The sequence below is a fragment of the Frankia sp. CeTa3Moorea genome, from assembly GCF_978021225.1.
This window is the reverse complement of the sequence record NZ_CDXDOR010000014.1, coordinates 12,459-38,499: the sequence shown is the minus strand read 5'-3', so window position 1 is coordinate 38,499 and position 26,041 is coordinate 12,459. Positions and strand designations below refer to the sequence as shown.

General features: G+C 70.9%; 19 protein-coding genes. 13 read left to right on the top strand and 6 right to left on the bottom strand.

What is annotated here, in order from left to right; genetic code table 11:
* Window positions 1–155: 155 nt before the first annotated feature.
* The 7 genes from recO (at window position 156) to AC08OV_RS04665 (ending at window position 11,594) form a co-directional block, all read left to right on the top strand.
* Entirely contained in the window at window positions 156–887 is a 732-nt protein-coding gene (gene recO / locus AC08OV_RS04695; RefSeq protein ID WP_476619346.1) for a DNA repair protein RecO, read from the top strand.
* A 322-nt stretch (window positions 888–1,209) separates the two neighbouring features.
* The gene (locus AC08OV_RS04690; RefSeq protein ID WP_476615395.1) at window positions 1,210–2,007 is read left to right on the top strand and encodes an isoprenyl transferase; all 798 of its coding nucleotides are present in this window, start codon (window positions 1,210–1,212) and stop codon (window positions 2,005–2,007) included.
* A 41-nt stretch (window positions 2,008–2,048) separates the two neighbouring features.
* Window positions 2,049–2,507: an antibiotic biosynthesis monooxygenase gene (locus tag AC08OV_RS04685; protein WP_476615396.1), complete on the top strand. Its 459-nt coding sequence runs from the start codon at window positions 2,049–2,051 to the stop codon at window positions 2,505–2,507.
* Between the two features lie 280 nt (window positions 2,508–2,787).
* Window positions 2,788–5,841: a glycine--tRNA ligase gene (locus AC08OV_RS04680; RefSeq protein ID WP_476615397.1), complete on the top strand. Its 3,054-nt coding sequence runs from the start codon at window positions 2,788–2,790 to the stop codon at window positions 5,839–5,841.
* A gap of 76 nt (window positions 5,842–5,917) precedes the next feature.
* On the top strand, window positions 5,918–8,656 hold the full coding sequence (gene ppdK, locus AC08OV_RS04675) for a pyruvate, phosphate dikinase (protein ID WP_476619345.1): 2,739 nt from the start codon (window positions 5,918–5,920) through the stop codon (window positions 8,654–8,656).
* 124 nt (window positions 8,657–8,780) lie between these two features.
* A complete protein-coding gene (locus AC08OV_RS04670; RefSeq protein WP_476615173.1) occupies window positions 8,781–9,467 on the top strand; it encodes a YdcF family protein in 687 nt (228 codons plus the stop codon).
* A gap of 252 nt (window positions 9,468–9,719) precedes the next feature.
* Entirely contained in the window at window positions 9,720–11,594 is a 1,875-nt protein-coding gene (locus tag AC08OV_RS04665) for a transketolase (RefSeq protein ID WP_476615174.1), read from the top strand.
* A 243-nt stretch (window positions 11,595–11,837) separates the two neighbouring features.
* Here the strand turns inward: AC08OV_RS04665 and AC08OV_RS04660 are convergent, their stop codons facing one another.
* A complete protein-coding gene (locus AC08OV_RS04660) occupies window positions 11,838–12,377 on the bottom strand; it encodes a PH domain-containing protein (protein WP_462202797.1) in 540 nt (179 codons plus the stop codon).
* Window positions 12,378–12,417: 40 nt separating this feature from the next.
* Window positions 12,418–12,573 carry a hypothetical protein gene (locus tag AC08OV_RS04655; protein ID WP_476615175.1) on the bottom strand — a complete coding sequence of 52 codons (156 nt, stop codon included), beginning with the start codon at window positions 12,571–12,573 and terminating at the stop codon, window positions 12,418–12,420.
* A gap of 95 nt (window positions 12,574–12,668) precedes the next feature.
* Here AC08OV_RS04655 and AC08OV_RS04650 point away from each other — a divergent pair, with 95 nt between their 5' ends.
* The 3 genes from AC08OV_RS04650 (at window position 12,669) to AC08OV_RS04640 (ending at window position 17,503) form a co-directional block, all read left to right on the top strand.
* Window positions 12,669–13,931 (top strand): deoxyguanosinetriphosphate triphosphohydrolase, encoded by a 1,263-nt coding sequence (locus tag AC08OV_RS04650; RefSeq protein WP_476615176.1) that lies wholly within the window; start codon window positions 12,669–12,671, stop codon window positions 13,929–13,931.
* 463 nt (window positions 13,932–14,394) lie between these two features.
* Window positions 14,395–16,284 (top strand): DNA primase, encoded by a 1,890-nt coding sequence (gene dnaG, locus AC08OV_RS04645; protein ID WP_476619344.1) that lies wholly within the window; start codon window positions 14,395–14,397, stop codon window positions 16,282–16,284.
* 40 nt (window positions 16,285–16,324) lie between these two features.
* Window positions 16,325–17,503 carry an RNA polymerase sigma factor gene (locus AC08OV_RS04640; protein WP_035730083.1) on the top strand — a complete coding sequence of 393 codons (1,179 nt, stop codon included), beginning with the start codon at window positions 16,325–16,327 and terminating at the stop codon, window positions 17,501–17,503.
* 237 nt (window positions 17,504–17,740) lie between these two features.
* On the opposite strand, the gene AC08OV_RS04635 is transcribed toward AC08OV_RS04640, so the two are convergent.
* Window positions 17,741–18,949 (bottom strand): glycosyltransferase family 4 protein, encoded by a 1,209-nt coding sequence (locus tag AC08OV_RS04635; RefSeq protein ID WP_476614191.1) that lies wholly within the window; start codon window positions 18,947–18,949, stop codon window positions 17,741–17,743.
* Window positions 18,950–19,069: 120 nt separating this feature from the next.
* Here AC08OV_RS04635 and AC08OV_RS04630 point away from each other — a divergent pair, with 120 nt between their 5' ends.
* Window positions 19,070–19,816, top strand: a complete 747-nt coding sequence (locus AC08OV_RS04630; protein ID WP_462186686.1) for a class I SAM-dependent methyltransferase — start codon at window positions 19,070–19,072, stop codon at window positions 19,814–19,816.
* Here the strand turns inward: AC08OV_RS04630 and AC08OV_RS04625 are convergent.
* Entirely contained in the window at window positions 19,795–20,673 is an 879-nt protein-coding gene (locus tag AC08OV_RS04625; RefSeq protein ID WP_476614192.1) for a glycosyltransferase family 2 protein, read from the bottom strand. The genes AC08OV_RS04630 and AC08OV_RS04625 overlap by 22 nt on opposite strands.
* 249 nt (window positions 20,674–20,922) lie before the next feature.
* Between AC08OV_RS04625 and AC08OV_RS04620 the strand changes: the two genes are divergently transcribed.
* Window positions 20,923–21,264 carry a class E sortase gene (locus AC08OV_RS04620; RefSeq protein WP_476619343.1) on the top strand — a complete coding sequence of 114 codons (342 nt, stop codon included), beginning with the start codon at window positions 20,923–20,925 and terminating at the stop codon, window positions 21,262–21,264.
* Window positions 21,265–21,729: 465 nt separating this feature from the next.
* Entirely contained in the window at window positions 21,730–23,541 is a 1,812-nt protein-coding gene (locus AC08OV_RS04615; protein ID WP_476619342.1) for a putative bifunctional diguanylate cyclase/phosphodiesterase, read from the top strand.
* 146 nt (window positions 23,542–23,687) lie between these two features.
* On the opposite strand, the gene AC08OV_RS04610 is transcribed toward AC08OV_RS04615, so the two are convergent.
* Together AC08OV_RS04610 and AC08OV_RS04605 are read right to left on the bottom strand one after the other, a co-directional pair.
* The gene (locus tag AC08OV_RS04610; protein ID WP_476614195.1) at window positions 23,688–25,316 is read right to left on the bottom strand and encodes a Gfo/Idh/MocA family oxidoreductase; all 1,629 of its coding nucleotides are present in this window, start codon (window positions 25,314–25,316) and stop codon (window positions 23,688–23,690) included.
* On the bottom strand, window positions 25,313–26,041 hold a 729-nt coding region (locus AC08OV_RS04605; protein ID WP_476619341.1), incomplete at its 5' end, for an arsenate reductase/protein-tyrosine-phosphatase family protein. The genes AC08OV_RS04610 and AC08OV_RS04605, both read right to left, overlap by 4 nt.

The window sequence follows — 26,041 nt, the reverse complement described above, 5'->3', positions numbered from 1 at the left end:
ACCGCGTCCATGCCGCTCTGTACTGCCGTACCTACCCCGGCTATGGGAACGGGATGCCCGGCGGGCTCCTCAGGAGAACATCCCGGCCGGTACCGGCCATCTGCCGGGCGACCTCGCTTCACCGCATGAACTCGGGGCCGTGCAACCATGGGCGGGTGCCGGTGTATCGCGACGAAGGTGTCGTCCTGCGCACGGCCCCCCTCGCCGAGGCCGACCGCATCATTACCGTGCTCACCCGTCGGACCGGTCGGGTGCGGGCCGTCGCCAAGGGTGTCCGCAAAACGTCCTCGCGGTTCGGGTCGCGGCTGGAGCCGGGCACGTACGTCGATCTGCTGCTGCATTCCGGCCGGGCGCTGGACACGGTCACCCAGGCGGACATCATCTCTCCCTACGGCGCCACGATCGCCGTCGACTACCCGAGGTACACCGCGGCCGCGGTGATGCTCGAGACCGCCGAGCGGTTGACCAGCGAGGAACGCCAGCCCGCCCTGCGGCTGTTCCTCCTGCTCGTCGGTGGTCTGCGTACGCTCGCCGGCGGGGAGCGCCCACCCGCGCTCGTCCTCGACGCGTTCCTGCTGCGGGCGCTCGCGGTGTCCGGGTATGGGATGGCCCTAGACGACTGCGCGCGCTGCGGTGGGCCTGGGCTGCACCTGTCGTTGTCCGTGTCGGGCGGCGGCGTAGTGTGCCCGCAATGTCGCCCGCACGGTGCGGCGTCGGTGTCCGCGGGTGCGGTGCGGCTGCTCGCGGATCTGTTGCGCGGTGACTGGGACGGTGCACTGGTCAGTGACGCCCGCGCCCGGCGGGAGGCCGGTGGCATCGTCGCCGCCTATCTCCAGTGGCATCTCGAACGTGGGCTTCGCGCGCTGCCTCATCTGGAGAGGGCGTGACGCGGCCGGGCGCCGTGGTGGAGGTCTCGCGCGTGCGCTGGGACGGTCGTCCCGGCGAGGCGGGCTAGGCGGCCTGGGTGCGGCCGCCGGGGAACGGGACCATGGGAGCGGGACGGCGGCGAGCGGGACGGCGGCGAGCGGGACGGCGGCGGGCGGGACGGGCCGTGGCGGAAGGACGAGGACGGACATGGTGAGGCGGAAAGCGGTGGTGGGTGCGTCCGGCGCGACCCGGCGCCGACGGGGGGACGATGTGGTGATGGCAGGGATCGGCAGGACGGATTGCGGCTTGAAGCCGCCCCGGACGGGTACGGGGAGGTAGGCGGTGGCGCTGCGTAATGATGTGGAGATGCGGTTCCGCGATCCGCATCCCCATCCCTCCGGCGCGCGGCCTCCGGTTCTGCCGTCGCGTCTCGTCCCGCGGCATGTGGGCATCGTCATGGACGGCAACGGACGGTGGGCGAAGAGGCGCGGGCTGGCGCGGACAAAGGGGCACGAGGCCGGCGAGGACGCCCTGTTCGACTGCGTCGAGGGCGCGATCGAGCTCGGGGTCCGATGGTTGTCGGTGTTCGCCTTCTCCACGGAGAACTGGAAACGGTCACCGGACGAGGTGGCGTTCCTGATGCGCTTCACCGACGGGGTGTTCGGCCGGCGCATCGAGGACATGCACGCGCTCGGTGTGCGGGTTCGCTGGGCGGGCCGTCGTCCCCGGCTGTGGGGGAACGTGATCAGGCGGCTGGAGTCGTCCGAGGAACGTACCCGTGACAACGACCGGCTCACCCTGGTGATGTGCGTGAACTACGGCGGCCGGGCCGAGATCGCCGATGCCGCGGCGGCGATCGCCCGGGACGTGCGGGAGGGCCGGCTGCGCGTCGATCGGATCGATGAGGCGACCATCGGCCGTTACCTGGATGAGCCCGATATGCCCGATCTGGACCTCGTCATTCGGACTTCCGGGGAACAGCGGCTCAGCAACTTCCTGCTCTGGCAGGCCGCCTATGCCGAGTTCTCGTTCGTCGAGACGCTCTGGCCGGACTTCGACCGGCGCGATCTGTGGTCCGCCTGTGAGGACTTCGCCCGACGGGACCGGCGCTACGGCGGAACCGTCGCCCACCACGTCTGATGCCCGGGCCCGACGTTCCGACTGGACCAGACGCTTCCACCGTGCCCGACTGGGCGGCGCCGACGGCCGGTGCTCCGGTCGTTGCCCAGATCGCCTTCGTCGTGCCAGGGGACGCCGTGCCCGGGGACGCCAGCCCGGGCGGGGCGGGGTTCGCCGCGGCGGCACGCCCGGCGCTCGACGCGCTCGCCCGGGCCCCGGGATTCCGTGGTGGGCGGATCGCCCAGGCGCTCGACGAACCCGGCTCGTGGCTGATGACCACCGAGTGGGACGGGCCGGGTGCGTGGCGTCGCGCGTTGTCCGCCTTCGAGGTGCGGTACGCGCTGACGCCGCTGCTCGTCTTCGCGGTCGACGGGCCCGGCACCTTCGAGGTGCTGGTGTCGGTGGACGGGCCGGGTGGCTCGGCGCGGACCCATCGGTCCGACCGTGCGCCGGACGCCGGCACCGCGGCCCCCGGCGAGCTGCCGCGCTCCGCCGGTGCGCCGGGCACCGGCCGGCCGTGACCAGCCACGGGATTGCCGGTGGGTACCGGTAGCCTCGACTCAGCATCATGGAATCTACGATCTATGGGTTGTGGATCTATGATGTGCAGATCTATGGATCATGGATCATGGATCTGTGAATCATGGATTCGGAGTGTCGATGTCCCTTGGACAGTCCCCTCCCTGACCGCCTGACCGCTCTCTCCGGACACCGGTCGCCGGCGGGCCGGTGTCCGGTCCCCGGAGCCGGGGTGTCCTGCCCCACTCGTGACCGCGACAGCGAAATGCCGAGGCTCGCTCGATGTTGACCATGCAGGACGCGCTGCTGGCGCTGACCCGTTACTGGACCGACCGCGGCTGCATGATCGTGCAGCCGTTCAACACCGAGGTCGGCGCTGGTACGCTCAACCCAGCCACGGTGCTGCGGGTGCTCGGACCGGAGCCGTGGCGGGTCGCGTACGCCGAACCCTCGGTCCGTCCCGACGACTCCCGCTACGGCCACAACCCGAACCGGCTGCAGACCCACACCCAGTTCCAGGTCATCCTCAAACCGGACCCGGGCAACTCCCAGGAGCTCTACCTGGGCAGTCTCGCGGCGCTCGGCATCGACACCGCCGCCCACGACGTCCGGTTCGTCGAGGACAACTGGGCCTCGCCCGCGCTCGGTGCCTGGGGTCTGGGCTGGGAGGTCTGGCTCGACGGCCTGGAGATCACCCAGTTCACTTACTTCCAGCAGGCCGGTGGCCAGACGCTCGACACCGTCAGCGTCGAGATCACCTATGGCGTGGAACGCATCCTCATGGCCCTGCAGGGCGTCCGCCACTTCAGCGAGATTGCTTACGCCCCCGGCATCTCCTACGGCGAGGTGTTCGGCCAGGCCGAGTACGAGATGTCCCGGTACTACCTCGACGACGCCGACATCGACACCGTGCGCCGGCTCTACGCCGACTATGCCGCCGAGGCCCGCCGGCTCATCGACGCCCGGCTGCCCGTCCCCGCGCACTCCTACGTGCTGAAGTGCTCGCACGCCTTCAACATCCTCGATTCCCGGGGCGCGGTCTCCACCACCGAGCGGGCCACCTCCTTCGCGCAGATGCGCGGACTGTCGCGGGAGGTCGCGGCGCTGTGGCGGGACCGCCGCGAGGAGCTTGGCCATCCCCTCGGGGTGGCCTCCCCGCCACCGGCCGCGGTGCCCGCCGCGGTGACCACCCAGATCGAGGCGCCGGCCACCCTGCTGTTCGAGATCGGGACGGAGGAGCTCCCGGCGGCCGAGGTGACCCGGACCATCGAGGCGGTGCGCGCCGGCCTCGTCGAGCGGCTAGCGGCCACCCGCCTCACGTACGGTGCGGTCCGGGTGCTGGGCACTCCCCGGCGCATCGTGGCGATTGTTGACGAGGTGGCGCCCCGGGAGCCGGACGTCGAGCGGGTCGTCCGCGGCCCGCGCGTTTCGGCCGCCTACGACGCCGCCGGCGCGCCGACGAAGGCCGCCGTCGGGTTCGCGCGTGGTCAGGGCGCGGATCCCGCCGGCCTCCAGGTCGTCACCCACCGCGGTGTCGAGCATGTCGCGCTCGTGCGCACCGAGGCTGGCCGGGACGCCGCCCGGGTGCTGGCCGGGGTGCTCGGTGAGCTGGTGGCGGGGCTGCGCGCGGAGCGCAATATGCGTTGGAACGATCCGGCCCTGTCGTTCAGCCGGCCGGTGCGCTGGCTGCTCGCCCTGCTCGGCGAGGCCGTGGTGCCGGTGGCGGTGTCGACGCTCGCGGCCGGTCGGACCACTCGCGGCCACCGGCGGGCCGGCTCCCCGCCGCTCGACGTGCCGAGCGCGTCCGGCTACCCCGAACTGCTCGCCGCCCGCTCGGTCCTGCTCGACCCGGTAGTTCGCCGCGAGCTCGTCGTCGAGGAGGCGGCCAAGCTCACCGCGGACTCCGGCGGTCACATCGACCTCGTCGCCGAGGCGGACGTGCTCACCGAGGTGGCGAACCTCGTCGAGTTCCCGCGCCCGATCCTCGGGTCCTTCGAGGAACGCTTTCTGGACCTGCCGGCGGAGATCCTCACCACCGTCATGCGCAAGCACCAGCGCTACCTGCCGGTGCGTGACGCCGCCGGGCGGCTGCTGCCGTCGTTCGTCGCCGTCGCCGATGGCGAGGTCGACCAGGCGCTGGTCCGCGCCGGTAACGAGGACGTCATCCGGGCCCGGTTCACCGACGCTGCGTTCTTCTACGACGCCGACGTCACGGTGCCGCCCGAGACGTTCCGGGCGGAGCTCGCGAAGCTGACGTTCGAGCAGCGGCTCGGCTCCGTCGCGGACCGGGCCGACCGCATCGCGGCGCTGGCGCGTGACCTCGCCGAGGAGATCGGCCTCGGTGAGGACGACCGGGCCACCCTGGACCGGGCGGCCGCGCTCGCCAAGTTCGATCTGGCTACCCAGATGGTCATCGAGCTGTCGAGCCTCGCCGGCACGATGGCGCGGGAGTATGCCCGCCGGGCCGGTGAGCCCGAGGCGGTCGCCGTCGCCCTCTTTGAGATGGAGCTGCCTCGCCGGGCCGGTGATCAGCTGCCCGCTACCGCCCCCGGTGGCCTGCTGGCCCTCGCCGACCGGCTCGATCTGCTTGTCGGGCTGTTCGCGCTCGACGCGGCTCCCACGGGGAGTTCGGATCCGTTCGGGTTGCGCCGGGCCGCGCTCGGGGTCGCCGCGATCCTGGGCAGCCGGCCCGAGCTCGCCGGCCTCACCGTCACCGGCGCGCTGGCCCGTGCTGCCCGGCTTACCCCGGTGCCGGTGCCCGCCGAGGCGCTCGGGGCCGCCGGGGCGTTCGTCCGTGGCCGCTACGTCCAGCAACTACTCGACGCCGGGGTGGACCACCGCCTGGTCGGCGCAGTCGGGCCGCTCACCGGCACGCCGGCCCGCGCGGCCGCCACCTTGGTGACACTGCGGCAGCTCGTCCAGGGGGAGTCCGCACCCGCCGCCGGCTTCGCCGCCCTGGCCGCCGCGTTGCAGCGGGTCCGCCGGATCGTGCCGGCCGGGACCCCGGCGGTGCTCGACGCGCAGCGCCTCACCGAACCCGCCGAGATCGACCTGCTGGAGGTCGTGACAGCCCTCGCCCAGCGGCTCGCGCCCTCCGGCGCCGATTCGGCTGTCACCGCGGAGACGCCGGCCGGAGTGATCTCCCTTGATGAGCTGGTCGCCGCAGCCGGAGACCTGCCGGCCGCCGTCGACGCGTTCTTCGACGCGGTGATGGTGATGGCCGACGACCCGGCGGTGCGGGCGGCGCGGCTCGGTCTGCTGGCCTGGATCCGGGACCTGACGGCCGGAGCTCTCGACTGGGAGGCTCTCGGCTCGCTGCCCGCTTCCGGTTACTAATCATGGGCATTCTGGCTGCGCATACCGTTACCACGGGTTAGCGTCTGGGTATCACTCCGGGGCGGAAGGGACGACCATGGCGCGCTACGTGTATGGCTTCCACCAGGGCAACAAGGATATGAAGGATCTTCTCGGCGGTAAGGGCGCGAACCTCGCCGAGATGACGAATCTCGGCCTGCCCGTCCCGCCCGGGTTCACCATCAGCACCCAGGCGTGCCGGGAGTACCTTGCCGGTGGCGAACCGGTCGGGCTACGGGTGGAGATCGATCATCATCTTGCCGCTCTGGAGACCGCCCGGGGACGGCGGCTCGGCCAGGCCGACGATCCGCTGCTGGTGTCGGTGCGTTCCGGCGCGAAGTTCTCCATGCCCGGGATGATGGACACCATCCTGAACATCGGCCTGACCGACCAGGCCGTCTTGGGCCTGGCCGAGCAGTCGGGTTCGCCGCGGTTCGCCTGGGACTCCTACCGCCGGCTGCTGGCCATGTTCGGCCGGACCGTCCTCGGCGTCGGCGAGCCGTCGTTCGACGCGGCTCTCGAGGCGGCGAAGCGGGCCAAGGGCACCAGCAGCGACCTCGACCTCGACGAGAACGACCTGCGGGCGCTCGTCGCGACCTACCAGCGGATCGTGCTCGAGCGCACCGGCCGTCCCTTCCCCCAGGATCCCCGCGAGCAGCTGGATCTCGCGATCCGAGCGGTGTTCGACTCCTGGAACGGGCCGCGGGCCCGGCTGTACCGCCGTACCGAGCGCATTCCGGACGATCTCGGGACGGCAGTGAGCGTCGTCGCGATGGTGTTCGGCAACCTCGGAACGGACTCGGGCACCGGGGTGGCCTTCACCCGGGACCCGGGCAACGGGGAACCCGGCGTGTACGGAGACTATCTGCCCAATGCCCAGGGCGAGGATGTGGTGGCCGGGATCCGTAACCCGGTTCCCCTCGCCGAGCTGGAGCGGATCGACCCGGCATCCTTCACCGAACTGCGCGAGATCATGACGCGCTTGGAGAAGCACTACCGGGACCTGTGCGACATCGAGTTCACGATCGAACATGGCAGGTTGTGGATCCTGCAGACCCGCGTCGGCAAACGCACTGCCGCGGCGGCCTTCCGGATCGCCGCTACGCTCGCCGAACGCGGTGTCATCGACGATGACGAGGCGCTGTGCCGGGTGAGCGGCGACCAGCTCGCCACCCTGATGTTCCCGCGCTTCGACGACACGGCCCGCCCCGCCCCGATCGCGACGGGAGTGAACGCCGCGCCTGGGGCGGCGGTGGGGGAGGCCGTCTTCGACGCCGCCGAGGCGGTGCGGGTGGCGGCCGAGGGCCGACCGGTCATCCTCGTCCGCCGCGAGACGAACCCCGACGACCTCGCGGGCATGCTCGCGGCGCGCGGAATCCTGACCTCCCGGGGCGGCCGGACGTCGCATGCCGCCGTCGTCGCCAGAGGATTGGGCCGGACCTGCGTGTGCGGGGCCGAGGAGATCGAGGTCGATCCCGCCGGTCGCCGCCTCACCACCGGGCGGGGCGTGGTCGTGCGGGAGGGGGACATCCTCTCCATCGACGGGACCACCGGCGCGGTATACCCCGGTCCCGTACCGCTCGTCCCGTCACCGGTCGTCGAGTACTTCGAGGCCGGCCATCCCGACCATGCCGGCCATCCCGACCATGCCGGCCATTCCGGCCGCCTCGACCATCCCCGGCCGGGCGGGGACCTGGTCGCCGCCGTGGATCGGCTGATGCGGCACGCCGACCGGTCCCGCCGGCTGCGGGTCCGCGCGAATGCCGACACCGGGCCGGACGCCGCGCGGGCCCGCCGGTTCGGCGCCGCGGGTATCGGGCTGTGCCGCACCGAGCACATGTTCCTCGGGGACCGTCGTGCCCTGGTCGAGCAGATGATCCTCGCGGGAACGCCGGCCGAGCGGACCGAGGCGCTCAGCCGGCTGCTTCCCCCGCAACGGGAGGATTTCGTCGAGATCTTCACCGCGATGGACGGTCTGCCCGTCACGGTCCGGCTGCTCGATCCGCCGTTGCACGAGTTCCTCCCGGACCTCACCGAGCTGTCCGTGTCGATCGCCGCCGCGGACGCCGCCGGAAGCCCGGTCGACGACGCCGACCGGGCGAGGCTGGCGGTCCTGCGGGGCATGCACGAGACCAACCCGATGCTGGGTCGCCGCGGCGTCCGACTCGCTCTCACCGTCCCGGGGCTGGTGGAACTGCAGGCGCGGGCGATCGCCGAGGCGCTGGTGCGCTGCCGCCGCGTGGGCGGTGATCCCCGTCCCGAGATCATGATTCCGTTCATCTCCACCGCGGCGGAGCTGGATGCCGTCCGGGACCGGGTGCGCGGGGTACTGGCCGAGGTCGGCGCCGAGAGCGGCCTAGAGATCGACCTGCCGATCGGCACGATGATCGAGGTTCCGCGGGCGGCGCTCACCGCGGACCAGATCGCCCGCCGCGCCGAGTTCTTCTCGTTCGGCACCAACGACCTCACCCAGCTGCTCTGGGGTTTCTCCCGGGATGACGTCGAGGCATCGTTGCTGCCGCGCTATCTCGACCTCGGCATCCTGGCCGGGTCGCCGTTCGCGTCGGTGGACCGCGACGGGGTGGGCGCCCTGATGAGGACGGCGGTCCGGGCCGGGCGGGGCGCCTGGCCCGATCTCGGCCTCGGCGTCTGTGGCGAGCACGGCGGCGATCCCGATTCCGTGCACTTCTTCGCCGAACTCGAGCTCGACTACGTTTCCTGTTCGCCGTTCCGGGTGCCGGTGGCCCGGCTGGAGGCCGGGCGTGCCGCGGTTCTCGGCCGGTCGGTGGTCGGGTGAGTTTCCGCCCGGCCCGTTCCCTGCCCTTTCCGGGCTGGAATCCCGATCGGGGCTGGGCGGATGAACGGGGCAGTTGCCCTGTGATGTCGGTCGTGTGCCCATAGGGACGCTACTGTTCGTTCGCGTGGGCCTGTCCCGTCCTCGTCTCATCGTCAACCCGTTTCGCGCGATCTGGCACCGCGTGCCATGGTGGCGTTGGATGATGCGGGCGGTGGCGGCTGTCCTCCTCGGCATCATGGTTCTCGCCGTGGTGACGTTTCTGCAGGTCTGGTGGGTGGGCAGGGAGGATCATCGGCCCCGGTCCGACGTCCTCGTGGTGCTCGGTGCCTCGCAGTACGACGGGCGTCCCTCGGCGGTCCTCGCCGCTCGTCTCGACCACGTGCTGGAGCTCTACCGGGAGGGAGTCGCCCCTCAGGTGATCACGGTCGGTGGGAAGCAGCCGGGCGACCGTTACACCGAGGGCGAGGCCAGCGCGACCTATCTGCGGCAGCGGGGTATCCCCCCGAGCCGGGTGCTCGTCCTCCCCGAGGGTTCGAACACGCTCGGGTCGCTGACCGCCGTAGCCGGGTTGATGAACTCGCGGCACTGGCACACCGCCGTGCTGGTCACCGATCCCTGGCACAGCCTGCGTTCCCGGACGATGGCCCGTGACCTCGGTGTCGACGCCGTCACCTCCCCGGCCGACCGGGGGCCGGCCGTCCACGGCTTCGGCACGCAGGTCCGGTACATCATCCGCGAGGGGATTGGTTACCGGTGGTACCAGCTCTTCCGCCAGGCATCACCACCTTCGGCGACCACCCGGGCCGTCTGACACCGGGCCGTCTGACACCGGGTCGACGCTCGTCAGCAGCAGCGGATACGAACCCGTGACGCCTCTGACATATCAAGGCCCGCTTCGGCCCTCTTTGCCGTCGGCCGCCGCTGATACGGTTCGGATCGCCGGGTGAGGGGGTAGTGCGACACGTGGTAGTGAGGCAAAGCGGCGGAGTCGGCTGCCCGAGGCGCGAGAGAACCCTCCGGAGATTACCTTCCGGGTGTGGAACGACACTGTAAGGAGACTGGTGTGGCAACTCCCGTATCCGAGAGCACGGTCGGGACGGCCGATCTGGAGACGGTTCGGGAACTCGCGCAGCAGCTGCGGGTCGACTCGGTGCGCAGCAGCACCTCGGCGGGTTCCGGGCATCCCACCTCGTCGATGTCGGCCGCGGACGTGCTGGCGGTTCTCGTCGCGCGCCACCTTCGATACGACTGGGACAACCCGGCGGACCCGGCGAACGATCATCTGATCTTTTCGAAGGGGCACGCCTCCCCGCTGATCTACTCCATCTTCAAGGCGGTCGGGGTCGTCGGTGACGACGAGTTGATCAATGGTTACCGCCGTTTCGGCGAGCGGCTCCAGGGTCACCCGACGCCTGTCCTGCCGTGGGTCGACGTCGCGACCGGGTCGCTCGGGCAGGGCCTGCCCGACGGCGTGGGCGTCGCGCTCGCCGGTAAGTACCTGGACAAGGTGCCCTACCGAGTCTGGGTGATCTGCGGTGACAGCGAGATGGCGGAGGGCTCGGTCTGGGAGGCACTGGACAAGGCCTCCTACTACAACCTCTCCAACCTCATCGCGATCGTCGACGTCAACCGGCTCGGCCAGCGCGGCCCGACCGAGCTCGGCTGGGACCTCGACACCTACGCCAGGCGGGTGGAGTCCTTCGGCGCCCGCGCGGTCGTCGTCGACGGCCACGACATCGCCGCGATCGACGCGGTGCTCGCCGACGCCGAGGACGTCACCCGGCCGACCGTCATCCTCGCCCGCACCCGCAAGGGCGAGGGCTTCTCCGAGGCCGCGGACGTCGAGGGCTGGCATGGCAAGCCGTTCCCCGCCGACATGGCCGACCGCGCCATCGCCGAGCTCGGCGGCCTGCGTGACCTGCGGGTTCGCGGTCCGGTGCCGCCCGCGGACCTTCCCCGACCGGTGCCGGTCGAGCGGCCCGCCATCACGCTGCCCACCTACGATCTCGGCGCCAAGGTGGCGACTCGGCGCGCCTACGGCCAGGCGCTCGCCGCGCTCGGAGCCCGCACCGACGTGGTGGCGCTCGACGCGGAGGTCAGCAACTCGACCTACTCCGAGGACTTCGCCAAGATCTATCCGGACCGCTTCTTCGAGATCTTCATCGCCGAGCAGCAGCTCGTCGCGGCGGCGGTCGGGCTGTCGGTGCGTGGCTACGTGCCCTTCGCCTCCACGTTCGCGGCGTTCTTCTCCCGGGCCTACGACTTCATCCGGATGGCGGCGATCTCCCAGGCCGACATCCGGCTGTCCGGCAGCCACGCGGGAGTCGAGATCGGCGCCGACGGGCCGTCGCAGATGGCGCTCGAGGACCTCGCCATGATGCGGGCGGTCGGCGGCTCGACGGTGCTCTACCCGAGCGACGCGACGTCCGCCGCGAAGCTCGTCGAGGCGATGACGGATCTGCCCGGGGTCAGCTACCTGCGCACCACCCGTGGCGCCTACCCCGTGCTCTATGGCCCGGACGAGCCGTTTGCCCCCGGTGGTTCCAAGGTGCTCCGCCGATCGGACGCCGACACCGTCACGCTCATCGGTGCCGGTGTCACCCTGCACGAGTCGCTGGCCGCGGCGGGCACGCTCGCGGCCGAGGGGATCGCGGCCCGCGTGGTCGACCTGTATTCCGTGAAGCCGGTCGACGCGGCGACGCTCGCCGACGCCGCCCGGGCCACCGGCGGGCGCATCGTCGTCACCGAGGATCACTACCCGGAGGGCGGACTGGCCAGCGCGGTGCTGGAAGCGCTCAGCGACGGCAGCGTGCCGCTGTCGGTCCGCCATCTCGCGGTGCGGTCGCTGCCGGGTTCCGGGACGTCGCAGGAGCTCCTGGACGCGGCCGGCATCTCCGCGAAGCACATCGTCGAGGCTGCCCGCGGCCTGCTGCGCTGACCCGTCCAGGGCCAGCGGCCGGCCGGCGGGCGGGGGAAGGCACAAGGCTGGGACATCCGGCGGGACCGGGGGAGATCCCCCGGTCCCGCCTTCGTCGTTGTCGCATGCCTGACCAGGCGTGAGCATGAGCAGGATCGGTGGGGACGTCCGGCGACGGGTACCTCGCACCCGGTCAGGGCACCCGGTCAGGGCACCCGGTCGGGCCTGCGCCAACCCGTCGGGCCCGGTCCCGCGGGCCGTCCCTCAGTCGTCTCCGGCTGGGGCGGGTGCTCCACCGAAGGTCATGTCGACCAGGGTGAGGTAGAGCCGGTCCGGGCGTGGCAGAAACTTGATCTTGGAAAGTGCCTGGTCCTGGCCGGCGGACTCCACGACGAACTCGCCGTACCCGAGCAACCGGCCAAGCGGGTCCCGGTTGTACGTGAGATCCGTGATCTTGGACAGTGGCATCGTCTGGACCTTGCGGAAGAAGATCCCGGACACCTTCAGTAGCCGCTTGTCAGTGATCATAAGGTGCTCGAACTGCCAGTCGACGACCCCCCACAGCATCCTCAAGATCATGAAGAGGGCGAAGTACCACAGCAGCGTGGTGATGATGCCGGCGTCAACGTCCTGCGAGGCGAGCAGGATGTTCGCCACGAGCGCGAGCAGTACGGCCCCGATGGTCTGCAGGAAGACGGGTAGCAGGACCGCCCAGTGTGACCGCACCATCATCACCAGGCGTTCCTGGGACGCGAGGTACTTGGTGTCGCGCTGAGCCGGGTCCGGAAGCTGGAGTCTCACCACGCCCGCAGTGTCCCAGACATCAAGAGTGGCCGGGTAGCCATTACAGAGCGGTATCGGTTATGAACTGGGACACCCCGTTACCGATGGACTGCAGCCAGTCGAAGACGCGGTCGATGATACTGGCCGCGCTGTTGGGCGCGGTCACCACGAAGAAGATGAGGAACGCGATCGCCCCATATCTAATGATCTTGTCCACGGCGGGCCTCCGGGCCGATTCGGGGAAGGGTGCGCACAAAGTATCGCCGCTGAGCTCGACGGAGGTCGCAGAATCGCGCCGATACTCTCAAGCTCGTGGTCAGTGAGTGGTATGACACCTTGGACGCGGCCCGTCGGGTCGTGGAACGCCCGAAGGCCACACCGGCCCAGCGCCGTCCCTTCGCCCGGGACCGAGCCCGGGTGCTGCACTCCAGCGCGCTGCGCAGGCTGGCGGGAAAAACCCAGGTCGTGGGCCCGCTCGACGACGACTTCCCGCGTACCCGGCTGACCCACTCCCTGGAGACCGCCCAGGTGGGCCGGGAGCTCGCCGAGGAGCTGGGAGCGGACCCCGACCTGGTCGAGGCGGCGTGCCTCGCGCATGATCTGGGTCATCCCCCTTTCGGGCATAACGGCGAGCTGGCGCTTGACGAGGCCGCAGCCGCCTGCGGTGGCTTCGAGGGCAACGCCCAGAGCCTGCGCGAGCTGACCAGGCTCGAAGTCAAGATCGTCGACCGTGGCGGTCGCAGCGCGGGCCTGAACCTTACCCGGGCGACCCTGGACGCAGCGACGAAGTACCCGTGGCCGCGCCGCCCTGGGCCCCGGGCGGACAGCGCGAAGTTCGGCGCCTACGCCGACGACCTGTCCGTGCTCCGCTGGGTCCGGGAGGGCGCACCGGCCGGCCGGCGCTGTATCGAGACGCAGATCATGGACTGGGCGGACGACGTGGCCTATTCGGTGCACGACCTCGAGGACGGGGTCGTCGCCGGACACATCGATCTAGCCGCCCTCGACGATTCCGGCCGCCGGGCGGAGCTCGCCGCCGCGACCGCCGTCCGCTACCCGGGGCCGTCCGCCGAGGCGGTGGCGGCCGCCCTGGGCACCCTGCGGTGCCAGCCCTGGTGGGTCCGCTCCGAGATCACCTCGGCCCGGGGCCAGGCCGCCCTGCGGGCGATGACCAGCGAGCTCATCGCCCGGTTCGCGCACAGCGCGGTCCGTGCTACCCGGGCATGCCATCCCGACGGTCCGCTGCGGCGCTATGGCGCGGATCTGGTGGTGGATCCGGACACCGTGGCCGAGTGCACGGCGCTCAAGGGGGTCACCGCCTGGTATGTGATGGAGCGGCCGGGTGCCCGCGCCCGGCAGTCCCGGCAGCGGGAGGTGGTCGCGGAGCTCGTGGCGATGCTCTCCCGGGGCGCGCCGGACGTGCTCGAGCCGTCGTTGCGCGCGGCCTACCGCATGGCCGCCGACGATGCGGCACGGCTACGGGTCGTCATCGACCAGGTGGCGCGTCTGACCGACGCCAGCGCCGAGCGGCGGCATGCGCTGCTGTGTGGACGACCGGCGCCGTGGGTCCTGTGAGCCACGAGTCCGGTGTGCGGGGGTCCGGTGCGTGCCGGATCCGTGCGTGCCGGATCTGTGTGTGGTGGGTCCGGTGGGCGTCCGCCGCTGGCCCGATGACCCGACGGTGTTTCGGGTGTTCCCCCGTTCGGGGGGACGCCCGCTCCCTCGGCTGGGGGAGTGAGCCGGTGCGCGGCCCGCGGCCCGACGTCGCAGCTCGGCACGCACGTCACGGCCACTGTCCCCAACATTCACGTGGCATGATCGGTACTGTCGTGCTTACGACACGTACCATCGCAGCGGTAGGACCGATGTGAGGGCGCCGCGTCACTCGTCGACAGGGCGGGTGGGCCGGCGGGTGGTGTTCCTAGCATCGATCCGGCGGGAATGGACGTGGCAAACATATTGACGGGCGCTCTGCCCCGGGCGAGCTACCTCTCGTTCGGGTACCCGCAGAGTCTCGACGCGGACTTGGGAGGGACGGGTGGGGGGACGAATCCGTGACGCCGACGTCGCCCTGGTCCGGGAGCGCTCGCCGATTGCGGACGTCGTGGCCGAGCACGTACAGCTGCGTCCGGCGGGGCGTAACGAGCTCGTCGGGCTGTGCCCGTTCCATGACGAGAAGTCACCCTCCTTCTACGTCAATGCGGCAACCGGCCTGTTCCACTGTTTCGGATGCCAGCAGGGTGGCGACGTCTACTCCTTCGTGCGGGAGATCGACGGGCTGACCTTCCGGGAGGCGGCGGAACGCCTGGCGCGCCGGGCCGGGGTGACGCTGGCCTACGAGGGCGGTGGAACCACCGGCCGTACGGTGTCCAGCCAGCGGCAGCGGCTGCTGGAGGCGCACCGGGTGGCCGCCGAGTTTTACGCCGAGCAGCTAGGGTCGCAGGCCTCCGCGCGCGCCGGCTGGGACTTCCTCGCCGCGCGGGGATTCGATCTTACCGCGGCGGCGCGCTTCGAGGTCGGCTACGCCCCGACCGGCTGGGACACCCTCACCCGGCATCTGCTCGCCCGGCGCTTCACCGGCGAGGAGCTGGTGCTCGGGGGGCTGGCCAAACAGGGCGCCCGCGGGGGCCTGATCGACCGTTTCCATCATCGGCTGATGTGGCCGATCAAGGATCTCGCCGGTGAGGTGGTCGGCTTCGGTGGGCGGCGCCTCGCCGAGGAGGACGCCTCGAACGCCGGGCCGAAGTACCTCAACACGCCGGACACGCCGTTGTTCAAGAAGGCGAACCTGCTCTACGGCGCCGACCTCGCCCGCCGTGACATCGCCCGGCGGTACCAGGTCGTGGTGGTCGAAGGTTATACCGACGTCATGGCCTGCCATCTCGCCGGGGTCACCACGGCCGTGGCGACCTGTGGCACCGCCTTCGGCTCCGAGCACGTCGCGGTGGTCCGCCGGCTGCTCATGGACTCCGACGAGCGTCGCGGTGAGGTGATTTTCACGTTCGACGGCGACGCGGCCGGGCAGAAGGCGGCGCTACGCGCCTTCGAGCACGAGGAGCGTTTCGCCACCCAGACCTTCGTGGCGGTGGAATCCTCCGGCCGCGACCCCTGCGAGCTGTGGATGAGCGGTGGCGACGGCGCCGTGCGGGATCTGGTGGCCAGCCGGGTGCCGCTGGTCGAGTTCGCAATCCGCGGGGTGCTCGACCGCTACGACCTCAACACCACCGAGGGCCGGCTCGCCGCCTTGGACGCCGCCGCGCCGCTGGTCAACCGGCTCAAGGACGCCGCGTTGCGGCACCGGTACGCGGTGAACCTGGACCGCTGGCTGGGTTTCCTCGACGAGCGGTTCGTGGTGGGCCGGGTGGCCGAGCACCGGTCGCGGCAGGGGGGCGAGCGGGCTGGTGCCCGTTCCGCGCCGATGCGCCGGCGCGGGGCGGGGGCCGATGACGCGGCGGCCATCGTGGAGCGTGAGGCGCTCAAGCTGGCCGTTCAGTATCCCGGGCTTGCGGGCCCGATGTTCGACACGCTGGCTCCGGAGATGTTCACTGTTCCCGCGCACCGTGCTGTCCGTGACCTCATCGCCGAGGCCGGTGGGGTGTGCGCGGGGCTGGCGAGGTCCGGTGAGGTCACCACCTGGGTGACCGAGCTGACCGCGGCGGCTCCGGAGGAGGAGCTGCGACGCTTCGTTACTGCCCTCGCAGTGGAGAGGGTGCTGTGTGACCACGATGTGGATGATCGTTATGTCGACGAACAGATGTCGCGGGTACAGGAGTTGCATGTGACCCGTCGGATCACGGACCTGAAGTCGCGTGTGCAGCGGCTCAACGGGGTGACCGACGCCGAGGCCCTCCGCCGTGCATTCGGGGAGCTGATTGCTTTGGAGCAGCACAAGCATCAACTCCGGGAGCGGGGCGTAGGTGCCGCGTAACCTGGGTCGATCCCGAGAAGGAAGTGACGAGATTCCGCCCATGAGTCCTACCGTCCTACCCCGCGAAGCCCAGGTGGACGAGGTCAAGGACCTCATCACCCGGGGCAAGGAGATCGGGTTCCTCACCACCGAGGATGTCACGGTCGCCATCCAGGCCGCGGAGCTGCCCCCGGAGCAGGCCGAGACGGTGCTGCAGGTGCTGAACGACGAGGGCATCGAGGTACTCGAGGCGGGAGGTGAGAGCCCCGACGAGGCGGATCTGCTGGCCCGCCGTCGCCGCGAGGAGGAGGAGCTCGCCCTCAAGGCGCCGACCTCCGACCCGGTGCGCATGTACCTCAAGGAGATCGGCAAGGTCCCCCTGCTCACCGCCGAGGAGGAGGTCGATCTCGCCAAGCGGATCGAGGCGGGGCTGTTCGCCTCCGAGAAGCTGGCGGTGGCCACCAAGAAAACTTCCCCGCAGATGCGGCGGGACCTCGAGGCCATCGAACGCGACGGGCAGATCGCCAAGCGCAAGCTGGTTGAGGCGAACCTGCGTCTCGTCGTCTCGATCGCCAAGCGGTACGTCGGGCGCGGCATGCTGTTCCTGGACCTCATCCAGGAGGGCAACCTCGGCCTGATCCGGGCGGTCGAGAAGTTCGACTACACCAAGGGCTACAAGTTCTCGACCTATGCCACCTGGTGGATCCGGCAGGCGATCACGCGGGCCATCGCCGACCAGGCACGCACCATCCGCATCCCGGTGCACATGGTCGAGACCATCAACAAGCTGATCCGCATCCAGCGGCAGCTCCTGCAGGACCTCGGCCGGGAGCCGAGCCCGGAGGAGATCGCCAAGGAGATGGATCTCACTCCGGACAAGGTGCGTGAGATCCTCAAGGTCTCACAGGAGCCGGTGTCGCTGGAGACCCCCATCGGTGAGGAGGAGGACTCCCACCTCGGGGACTTCATCGAGGACTGCGACGCCGTCGTCCCGGTCGACGCGGCTAGCTTCATCCTGCTTCAGGAGCAGCTCGACTCGGTCCTGCACACCCTGTCCGACCGGGAGAAGAAGGTCATCCAGCTGCGCTTCGGGCTCACTGACGGGCACCCGCGTACGTTGGAGGAGGTCGGGCGCGAGTTTGGGGTCACCCGGGAGCGCATCCGCCAGATCGAGTCGAAGACGCTGTCCAAGCTTCGGCATCCCTCCCGGTCGCAGAAGCTGCGCGACTACCTGGAGTAGGAGCGGCCGGCAACCATTTCCGGCTGTTGACTGCCGATAGTGTTATGGTTGCCTCTGGTCGATATTTGATATTCGTATCGGGTTCGGTATCGGGGTTTACTGACCTGTGTGTCGCGTCGCGTGAGGATCAGTCCGATCCGTTCGATGCATTTTTCATGATCAGGCGGGTTCCTCCATGACCGTCCGGATCCTTCAGGCCCGGGGATGGACGCTCTCGTCGTGATCCGGATCCGGGAGTCACGCCGATCCGGTGGGAGTATTGACCCGTGTCGCCCCCCGCCGGGTTCCGGCACCCGTGGGCTGGACCGGGATGTCCCGGCCCTCGCTGCTCGGTAGCCGTCCGGTCAGGGCGGTGAAAACCGTGCGGAGGTAGTCGTCGGGCCGGGTGGCGGCCTCGGCCCACTCCGCGGCGCGCCGGCCGACGCGGGCCAGTCGCGCTCGGTCGGCGAGCATGCCGTGCAGGACGTCCGCCAGCGCCTGCGCCGACTCGTCCATCGGCGTCTGCCCGGTCACGCCGTCCTGGTAGGCGTCGTGGCTACCGCCTGAGGCGGGTCCGATCACCGCGCACCCGGCGAGCTGCGCCTCGAGCAGCACGATGCCGTAGCCCTCGCCGCTGATCCGTGGCCCGCGCGAGCGGGTGCGGGTGCACAGCGCGAACAGGTCGGCGGTGGCGTAGAGACGTGCCAACGCGTCGTCGGCCGGGGACTCGTGCAGCTCGGTGTCGGGGTGCGTGGACACCAGCTCGTGCAGGGCCCCGGGTGCCGGGCCCTGCCCGGCGAACACCAGCCGGACCGGGCCGAGAGTGGCCCGGACGGACTCCACGGCCTCCAGCAGGACCCCCGCACCCTTGCCCACCCAGTCACTGAGCCGGAACACGCTCAGCATGGTCGGTACGGGAGACAACGGCCGGCGGCGGCTCGCCTCGGCCAGCAGGGTCGCCCGCCACGTCGGTGAGATGCCCGGCCGGAGGATGGGCGCCAGCCCCAGCGTCGACAGCGCGCCGGCGCTGTAGGAACTGATCGTGACCGGGCGCAGGAGCGGGTCGGCGCGCAGGATCGCGCGGTCGGTGCGGCGCATGCCCCAGATGTCGGTGCCGTAGAGCAGCACCGGGCCGAGGCGGGCCCGGGACAGTCGGACGGCTGCCGCCGCGACGGGGATGAGGTTGGCGTGCCCGGCGACCACACTGTCGGCCTGGCCGAAGCGGCGCGCCGCAGCGAGCGCGCGCGACGCGAAGCGCGCCCTGATCGCCGGGGTCAGCTCGACGCCTGGCTCCAGCATGTCGACCCGCAGGAGATCGGCCCCACCGGCCCGCAGTGTCTCCTCGACCGTCGAAAGATAACGCTCGATCCCACCACCGAGGCCGCGGGAACTGCTCAGCAGCAGAACCCGGGCAGGTCGATCGGTGAGGGAGGCGGTCGGGGCGGTGGATCGGCGCGAGATCTGCACGGAGAGTGATTTTAATGTCTCTCCAGGTGCTAGTCCTGTGTTGTGGAGCGTGTCATAGTAACGTTTCGAGTTCTCTTGACTGCCTGTAGCTTCTCCGATGATGGCGACAAGGGGTCGTGTATGGAAGCCGATCTGCGGTACCGCAACGGTGGTAACCCGCCTCTCCTCGATCTGATCGACATACCGGCGGGTAAGGCGCTGGACTGTGGGTGCGGAGCCGGGGACAACGCGCGGCTGCTGCGGGCCCGGGGCTGGCGGGTGACGGGGGTGACGATTGATCCGTCCGAGCGGGCCGCCGCCGCGGCCGAGTGCGACCACGTCGAACTTGCCGATCTGAGCGCCGGGCTGCCCTTCGTCCCCGACGGGAGTCACCAGCTCGTGCTGCTTTCCCACATCCTCGAGCACCTGGCGGATCCGGTGCCGTTGCTCGTCGAGGCCCGGCGGGCGCTGGCACCCGGTGGCCGGGTCCTGGTAGCGCTGCCGAACGTGCTGCACTACCGGCAGCGCGCGCTGTTCCTGCGGGGTCGGTTCGAGTACACCGAGACCGGTCTCATGGACGCTACCCACCTGCGGTTCTACACCGTCGACTCGGCACGGCGGCTGTTGGAGGACAACGGACTGCGCATCGTCGCCACCGCCACCACCGGTGGTCTGCCGTGGTGGCGCACCCGTGAGCTGCTCCCCGGGGACCTGGTGCGGCGGTGGGATCGCCGCGTGCTGGACCGGTGGCCGAACATGTTCGCCTGGCAGGCGCTGTTCCTCGCGGCGCCACAGGCGACGCGCCGGACCGGCGCCCCCGGCGTTGCCGTGATGCGGCAACGGTCCGCGCCTGGTGGCCGGCCCGGCTACGGCCAGCTTGTCCAGTGAGCGGCGCGCGGCTCGTCGTCACGTGCCTCTCCCGGGGGGGGAAGCATCGAGAGACCGTCCAGCAGGCCGTGGAGGACGAGGGCCGAGGTTCGGGTACCGTGCCTGAGGAGCATGTCCAGGGCGACGGCGCGGGGTAGCACGACGACCGCCGTCGCCAGGGCGATCAAGGCGGCCCGGGCCCGCCATCCGCGGATCCGGGCGAACCAGAGCCGGTTGCGCACCCCGTAATAGGCGTCGCCACGCCGGGGGACGGTCGTGCTCCCGATGCGCCGTGCACGGTGCGGACTGACCACGACGCTCCATCCGGCTTCCCGGACGCGGTAACAGAAGTCGACATCCTCGAACCCGAGGTAGTAACGGCCGTCCAGGGGGATCCGCCGCAGGCAGTCCGCCTTGACGAACATGATCGTGCCTGCGACCCAGTCGGCCTCCAGGGGTCGGTCGCCGGGGGGGCGCCGGGCCTTCGGTGCCGCCAGGACCGGGCTCAGCCGCGCCGGGCCCGAGCGCCGACCGTCGTCGTCGACCAGGGTGGGCGCGACCACGCCGATATTCGTCCCGGCCAGCAGATCCAGGCAGGCGCGCAGCGCCGGGTCCGGGATCCTGACGTGGTTGCCGATCAGGAGATAGGCCTGCGCGGCGGGGTAGCCGTGGCTGGCGAGCCGGAAGCCTCCGCCGAGACCGAGGTCGCGGGGCGGCAGGATCCAGGCGACCGAGGCCGGCAGGTGGTCGGGTCGGTCCGACCGGTCGTTCGCGACCACCGCGACTTGGGCGATGACGGGGCTGCCGTCGAGCCACCTCGCAAGCTCCACGGTCGGCCGGTGTGGACCCCAGTGGACGATCACCGCCACGGTCTTCATCGGACCCCCTGCGTCGCTCGGGTAGAGCATCCGGTCCGGCGGGCGACGAGCCTCCACGGCTCGGAATGAGTACCGAGGGTAACAGGAATGCCTCTGCATGTAACGGTGAGTGAGACGCAGGATGCTGGCGTGACCCGCCGATGATACTGCGTGCTCCATGATTCGGTGTGCTCCACGATTCGGTCCAAATCATTCACCGGCCATGGTGGGAGGCGCCCCCGCCAGCGTCCTGCGCCGGGGTCCGGACATATGACGGGGACCGCCATGCCCGGTGAGCTGGAGAATGTCGTGGTTTCCGGACATCGGACCGCATATGGAGAACTGTTTAGTCGTCTCGATGAGTTGAAGGTTGGGGATCCCCTCCCCGTCGAGGTGCGAGACCGTTACTACACGTATCGCGCCGCCGAATCTGAGGTGGTAGCCCCGACTCGGTTCGACGTCGCCTGTCCGGTGCCCGGGGAACTTGGTGAGGTGCCGGGCAAGGAGCTGATTACTGTAGGCTCTCCGCCCCTGGCGGGGGATTTCCCGGAATGGACACGGTGTGGTCCCGGGTGGCAACGGTTTGGATTTCGCCGGTGCCCTTCATGGTGATTAGTGTCCCCGGCGGTTGGCCAACGACGGGGTCGGCGGCCACGGGCCGAGCCGATGCCGGTGGAAAGTCGGGCATCGGATACCCTGCGACCTGGCGCACGTTACGCTCGGATAGCGCGGGGATAAACCAGACGCGTGATGCCGGCGGTGGTGGCGCCGTGGGCGGCCATCCTCGACCGGCTGCGGCGGCTCGCTCAAGGACGCGGCTCGCTCAAGGACGCAGCTTGCTCAAGGACATTGCGGGATCGGCTTCGGGGGAATTCGATGAATGGGCGGGATCGGATACGGCGTGGCTCGACGATCCGGCACGGCGGTGCGGGCCGCCCGTCGGGTGGCCACCGGTGGTTGCGCCACGAGGTCGGGGCGGGGACGGCTGTCCCCGGGAGCACGCGGACCGGCGATGTCGGTCCGCGTGCTCGTCCAAGTCATGGATGCGCTGCGGGTGGAGCGACGATGGTCCGGTCAGTGCTGTTCCGGTCAATGCTGCCCCGGTCGATGCTGGTCCGGCCGGTCGCGGGGGTCGCCGCCCTGATGGGGGGTGCGCTCGGTCTGTTTCTGGGACTGCTCTGTCTCATCGGCGACTGGGGCGGGCCCGTGCCGTCGCCGGTCGCGTTGTCGTGCGTGGTGCTCGCGGCCGCGGCGTTGTCGATCGCGGTGGCGATCCTCGCCGCGGCGGTCCGGCCGGGTCCGAACGGTCTGGCCGATGCGAACGGTCTGGCCGATGCGAACGGTCCAGCCGGCCCGGACATCCGGTCGTGGGATCCCCGGGGAGGCGTTGGCCGTGCGTGGCCGTGGCGCGGCGTGGTGGACGAGCTGACCGGGCTGCCGGGCCGACGGTACTTCCTCGACGTCGCCAGCCGTTGTCTCGCGGGCGGTGAGCACCGGGCGCGCGGCGCAACGTCCGTGTCGGTGCTGCTCATCGATCTCGATCGGATGCGCGATGTCAACGGGGCGCTCGGGCATGAGTATGGGGACCGCCTGCTCGCCACGGTGGGTCGCCGGCTGCGCGGGGCGCTGCCCGGATCGGATCTGCTCGCCCGGGTGGACGGCAACGCGTTCGCTGTGCTGTTGCGCGGCGCTGACGTGGCCCGGGCCGAACAGGTCGCTCGGCGGTTGCGGGAGGTGCTGGAACTGCCCGTTCCGCTCGCGGGAACTCCGGTGCGGCCCGAGGCGAGCGTGGGGATCGCCCATGCCCCCGAGCACGGCCGTGGCGCGCTGGAGCTCTTTCGTCATGCAGAGGAGGCGATGTACCTGGCGAAGGGGGGCCGTCACGGGCAGACCGTCTACGCCCGCGACCATCCACCGATCAACCGGGCCCGCCTGCTGCTGCGGGCCGAGGTGCGCCATGCGCTGGACTCCGGCCAGATCGAACTGAGTTACCAGCCCAAGGCGGATCTGCGCAGTGGTCGGATCAGCGGTGTGGAGGCCCTCGTCCGCTGGCGTCATCCGGTCGACGGCGTGCGGCCGCCCGACGCCTTCCTGGCGGAGATCGAACGCGCCGGGTTGATGCCGAAGCTCACCGTGCAGGTCCTTGACCAGGCCCTGGCCGACTGCGCGCGCTGGCACGGCCGGGGTGCCCCGCTCGCGGTATCGGTGAACGTCCCCGCGTCGGTCATCGTCGATTGCGCCTTCGTCGGCGTGGTGCGGGCCGCGCTCGCCCGGCACCGGCTCCCGCCCTCGGCGCTCGTCATCGAGGTCACCGAGGACTCCCTCATCGTGGCGCGGGAGTTGGCACAGGGAACCCTGGCGGGGCTGCGCCGGTTCGGTGTGCGGGTCAGCCTGGACGACTACGGCACCGGGTTCTGTTCGCTGTCGTACCTGCGCGAACTGCCGGCCGACGAGGTGAAGCTGGACCGGACCTTCCTGCGTGACCTCGACCGCGATCCGGCCGCGGCCGAGATCGTGCGGTCCACGGTCTCCCTGGCGCATGCGCTGCGGTTACGGATTGTCGCCGAGGGGGTCGAAACGCAGCGTTCCTGGGCCTCTCTCGCCGCCTGGCAGTGTGACGAGGTCCAGGGATACTTCGTGTCACGTCCGATGGCCGGGGAACGAGTCGTCGGCTGGTTGCGGGAATGGGGCAGCCGGCTTGCCGTCCATCCCGGGACCGCGCCGCGCGCCGTGGCGGGACCGGTCGACACCTGCGCGGCACAGTCCCCGGTCTCCCCGATCGTGGCACCGGCGGTCGAGGCCGTCGTGGCCACGCGTCCGTCGGCGGCGGGACCGGCAGCCCGGCGGGCGGTCGGGCGCCGGGTGCCGGCCGACCTTGCGGCCTCCTGATGGCGGTCGACGGCGTGGCGGTCGACGGCGTGGCGGTCGCACCGGGCCCGTGATGGCGGTCCGATTCGGGGGTCCGGGCGCCGCCGGCACCAGGACCGTGACGTCCCTGGCAGCCGTGACGTCCTTGGCAACCCTGATCCCGGGGATCAGGGTTCGGGCCCATCCCCGCCGGCTGCGGCGTCCAGCCGTAGCGTGAGCGCGGCGACGGCGGCGATCTGCCCTGCGTCCTCGCCCGGGGCGCCGGCCACGATGCCCTCGCAGATGTCGCGGTACATGGCCGGGTAGCTGTCGAGCCGGTTGACTCGCCGCCGCCGCAGGATGCGGGACCCGGCCTCCGCGGTGTACTGCGAACCGTCGACGATGGTGGCCGTCACACCGTTCGCGCGCAGCTGGGACTGTTCCCGCAGACCGTGCCGGCTGCCCCCGGCACTGGTCAGCACGAGCGAGAGGACCGCGTCGTTCTCCAGCTCGACGTATACCGTGAAGGTGTCCGTGCGGGAGCGGGCCACCGTGCTCCGGCGGACCGGCGCGAAGTCGTTGAGCCAGAGGAAGTGGTCGATCCAGTGGCAGCCGTTACTGACCAGTCGGGTGCGTGAGGACGGCCAGCGGTACCAGTGCCGGCGGGGAAGCGGTTCCTCGTACACCACGGCACTGTAGATCAGCGGCTCGTTGCCGTCGGCTAGGCGCAGGTCGGAGCGCAGCCAGGCGTTCATCGGGCTGTGGCGTCGCTGGAAGCAGGCGAACAGGCGCCCGCCGGCGTGAAGGAGTGTCACCAGCCGGTCGAGATCGTCCTCTGTGGTGACAACGGGCTTCTCGACGACGGCCACTGAGCCGAGCCGCAGCGCCTCCCGGGCCAGCGGCGCGTGCGTGTGGTGGTAGCCCGCGATGAGGACGACGTCGGCCCGCTCCCCGTCCCGGAGCAGCGCCGCGGTGTCCCAGGAACATCGGTCCGGTCGCCGGGCGCCCAGCTGGACGGGGTCGATCTCATGCACACCGACGAGGTCGAGGTGATCACGGACGTGCGGGACGATCTGCGTCTTGGCATAGTGTCCCAACCCGAACAGGACAGCGGTGGGTCGCCCGGACGCGGGCGGCGGGCCATGGCGCGGGGTGCTCTCCGTGATCGGACTGACCCCGGCGAGTGGGCGATCCCCGGGTCGGGCCCCGGTCCACTCGGTTGCGAGCCAGGCGACGAGACGGTCGACGGCACCGGGATCCACCGGTGCTCCCGACATCGGAGACCAGCCGATGAGCGTGTCGTCCACGACCGGCCACGCGGTCGCCGGCTGGGCCCGGTAGACGATCGCGGATCGCGGTGGTGGCGGATCGGGGCTGACGAAGCCGAGTGAGTCGGCGGGAGCGGGAGCGCCGGTGGGGCCGGGCGGCCCGACCGGGCGGACGAGGTCCTGATGCAGGACGACGCGTTCCATGCACGCCGGGTGGCAGGGGGCGACGAAAGCGACGGTCGTTCCCGTCCGCGAAGCCGCCCCACCAGCGGGTGGGACGGCTTCGACCAGGGTGCCCAGGCCCACGCCGAAGTAACGCTGGTTGCGGTCGCGTTCCCGCAGCCGGCTGGCCGTTTTGCGGGCGACCGCGCGGATGCCGAACTCGCGGGTGTAGGCGGCGAGGGCCCGGCCGCTGCCCGCCCTGACGAAGAACTGACCGTCCACGGGGAACAGCGTCACCCAGGTGTCCGGGCGGATCCGGCAGTGGCCGGGCAGGGGGGTCTCGTCGAGGAAGCCGGCCAGCCACCGGTTCCCGATCAGGATGTTCATCCCGGTGCCGGGGTCCGGTCGACCGGGACATCCGCGAGGCCTGCCGGGTCTGCGAGGCCTGCCGGGTCTACGAGGCCTGCCGGGCCTGCGGGGCCTGCCGGGCCTGCGGGGTCCGTAGACGCGGCCGCCAGTGGCTCGCGACACGCCTCCGCTAGCAGGGCCATCGGCCGTGACAACGTCTCTTCGATCATCCGCGCGCAGTTCTCGAACGCCTCCCGACCGCCGTCGAGGGGGTCGGCCAGGTCGTCGAGGGTGGCCGGTAGCGCGCGGCCGGCGGCCCGGATCCGCCAGGCCGTGGCGGCGAGGTACTCCCCGGCCACCCGTGCCCCGCCCGGGGGGATGTCGGCGGGGCGGACTCCGGAGGTCAACCGTCCGAACTCGCGCAGGGTGAAGGTACGGCGCATGGCCCGCGGCACAAGGCCCACCACCGTCGAGCGGTGTGCGCGGGTTGCGCACAGCACCAGATCGCTGGCCTGGACCAGGTCCGCTGTCAGCAACCTTGCCCGGAAGCCGGACGGGTCGAGCCCTCGCGATGCCAGGATCGCCGCGGCCTGGGGATACATCGCCTCACCTGCCCGGGCGCATACTCCCGCGCTGCTCACCAGAAGATCCCCGGCGGGGCCGGGTGGATGCCATCCCTCGGACGAGGGCTCGTTACCCTCGGTCCCGCCGGATGCCGGCGCGCCGGCCGCGCCGAGGCCGATCCGGTCCAGCGCGGCGCTGAA

Coding starts and splice junctions, on each gene's coding strand:
- ppdK (WP_476619345.1), top strand. CDS start 5,918: ATGGCGCGCTACGTGTATGGCTTCCACCAGGGCAACAAGGATATGAAG.
- AC08OV_RS04610 (WP_476614195.1), bottom strand. CDS start 25,316: ATGAACATCCTGATCGGGAACCGGTGGCTGGCCGGCTTCCTCGACGAG.
- AC08OV_RS04680 (WP_476615397.1), top strand. CDS start 2,788: ATGTTGACCATGCAGGACGCGCTGCTGGCGCTGACCCGTTACTGGACC.
- AC08OV_RS04620 (WP_476619343.1), top strand. CDS start 20,923: ATGACGGGGACCGCCATGCCCGGTGAGCTGGAGAATGTCGTGGTTTCC.
- AC08OV_RS04625 (WP_476614192.1), bottom strand. CDS start 20,673: ATGAAGACCGTGGCGGTGATCGTCCACTGGGGTCCACACCGGCCGACC.
- AC08OV_RS04630 (WP_462186686.1), top strand. CDS start 19,070: ATGGAAGCCGATCTGCGGTACCGCAACGGTGGTAACCCGCCTCTCCTC.
- AC08OV_RS04640 (WP_035730083.1), top strand. CDS start 16,325: ATGAGTCCTACCGTCCTACCCCGCGAAGCCCAGGTGGACGAGGTCAAG.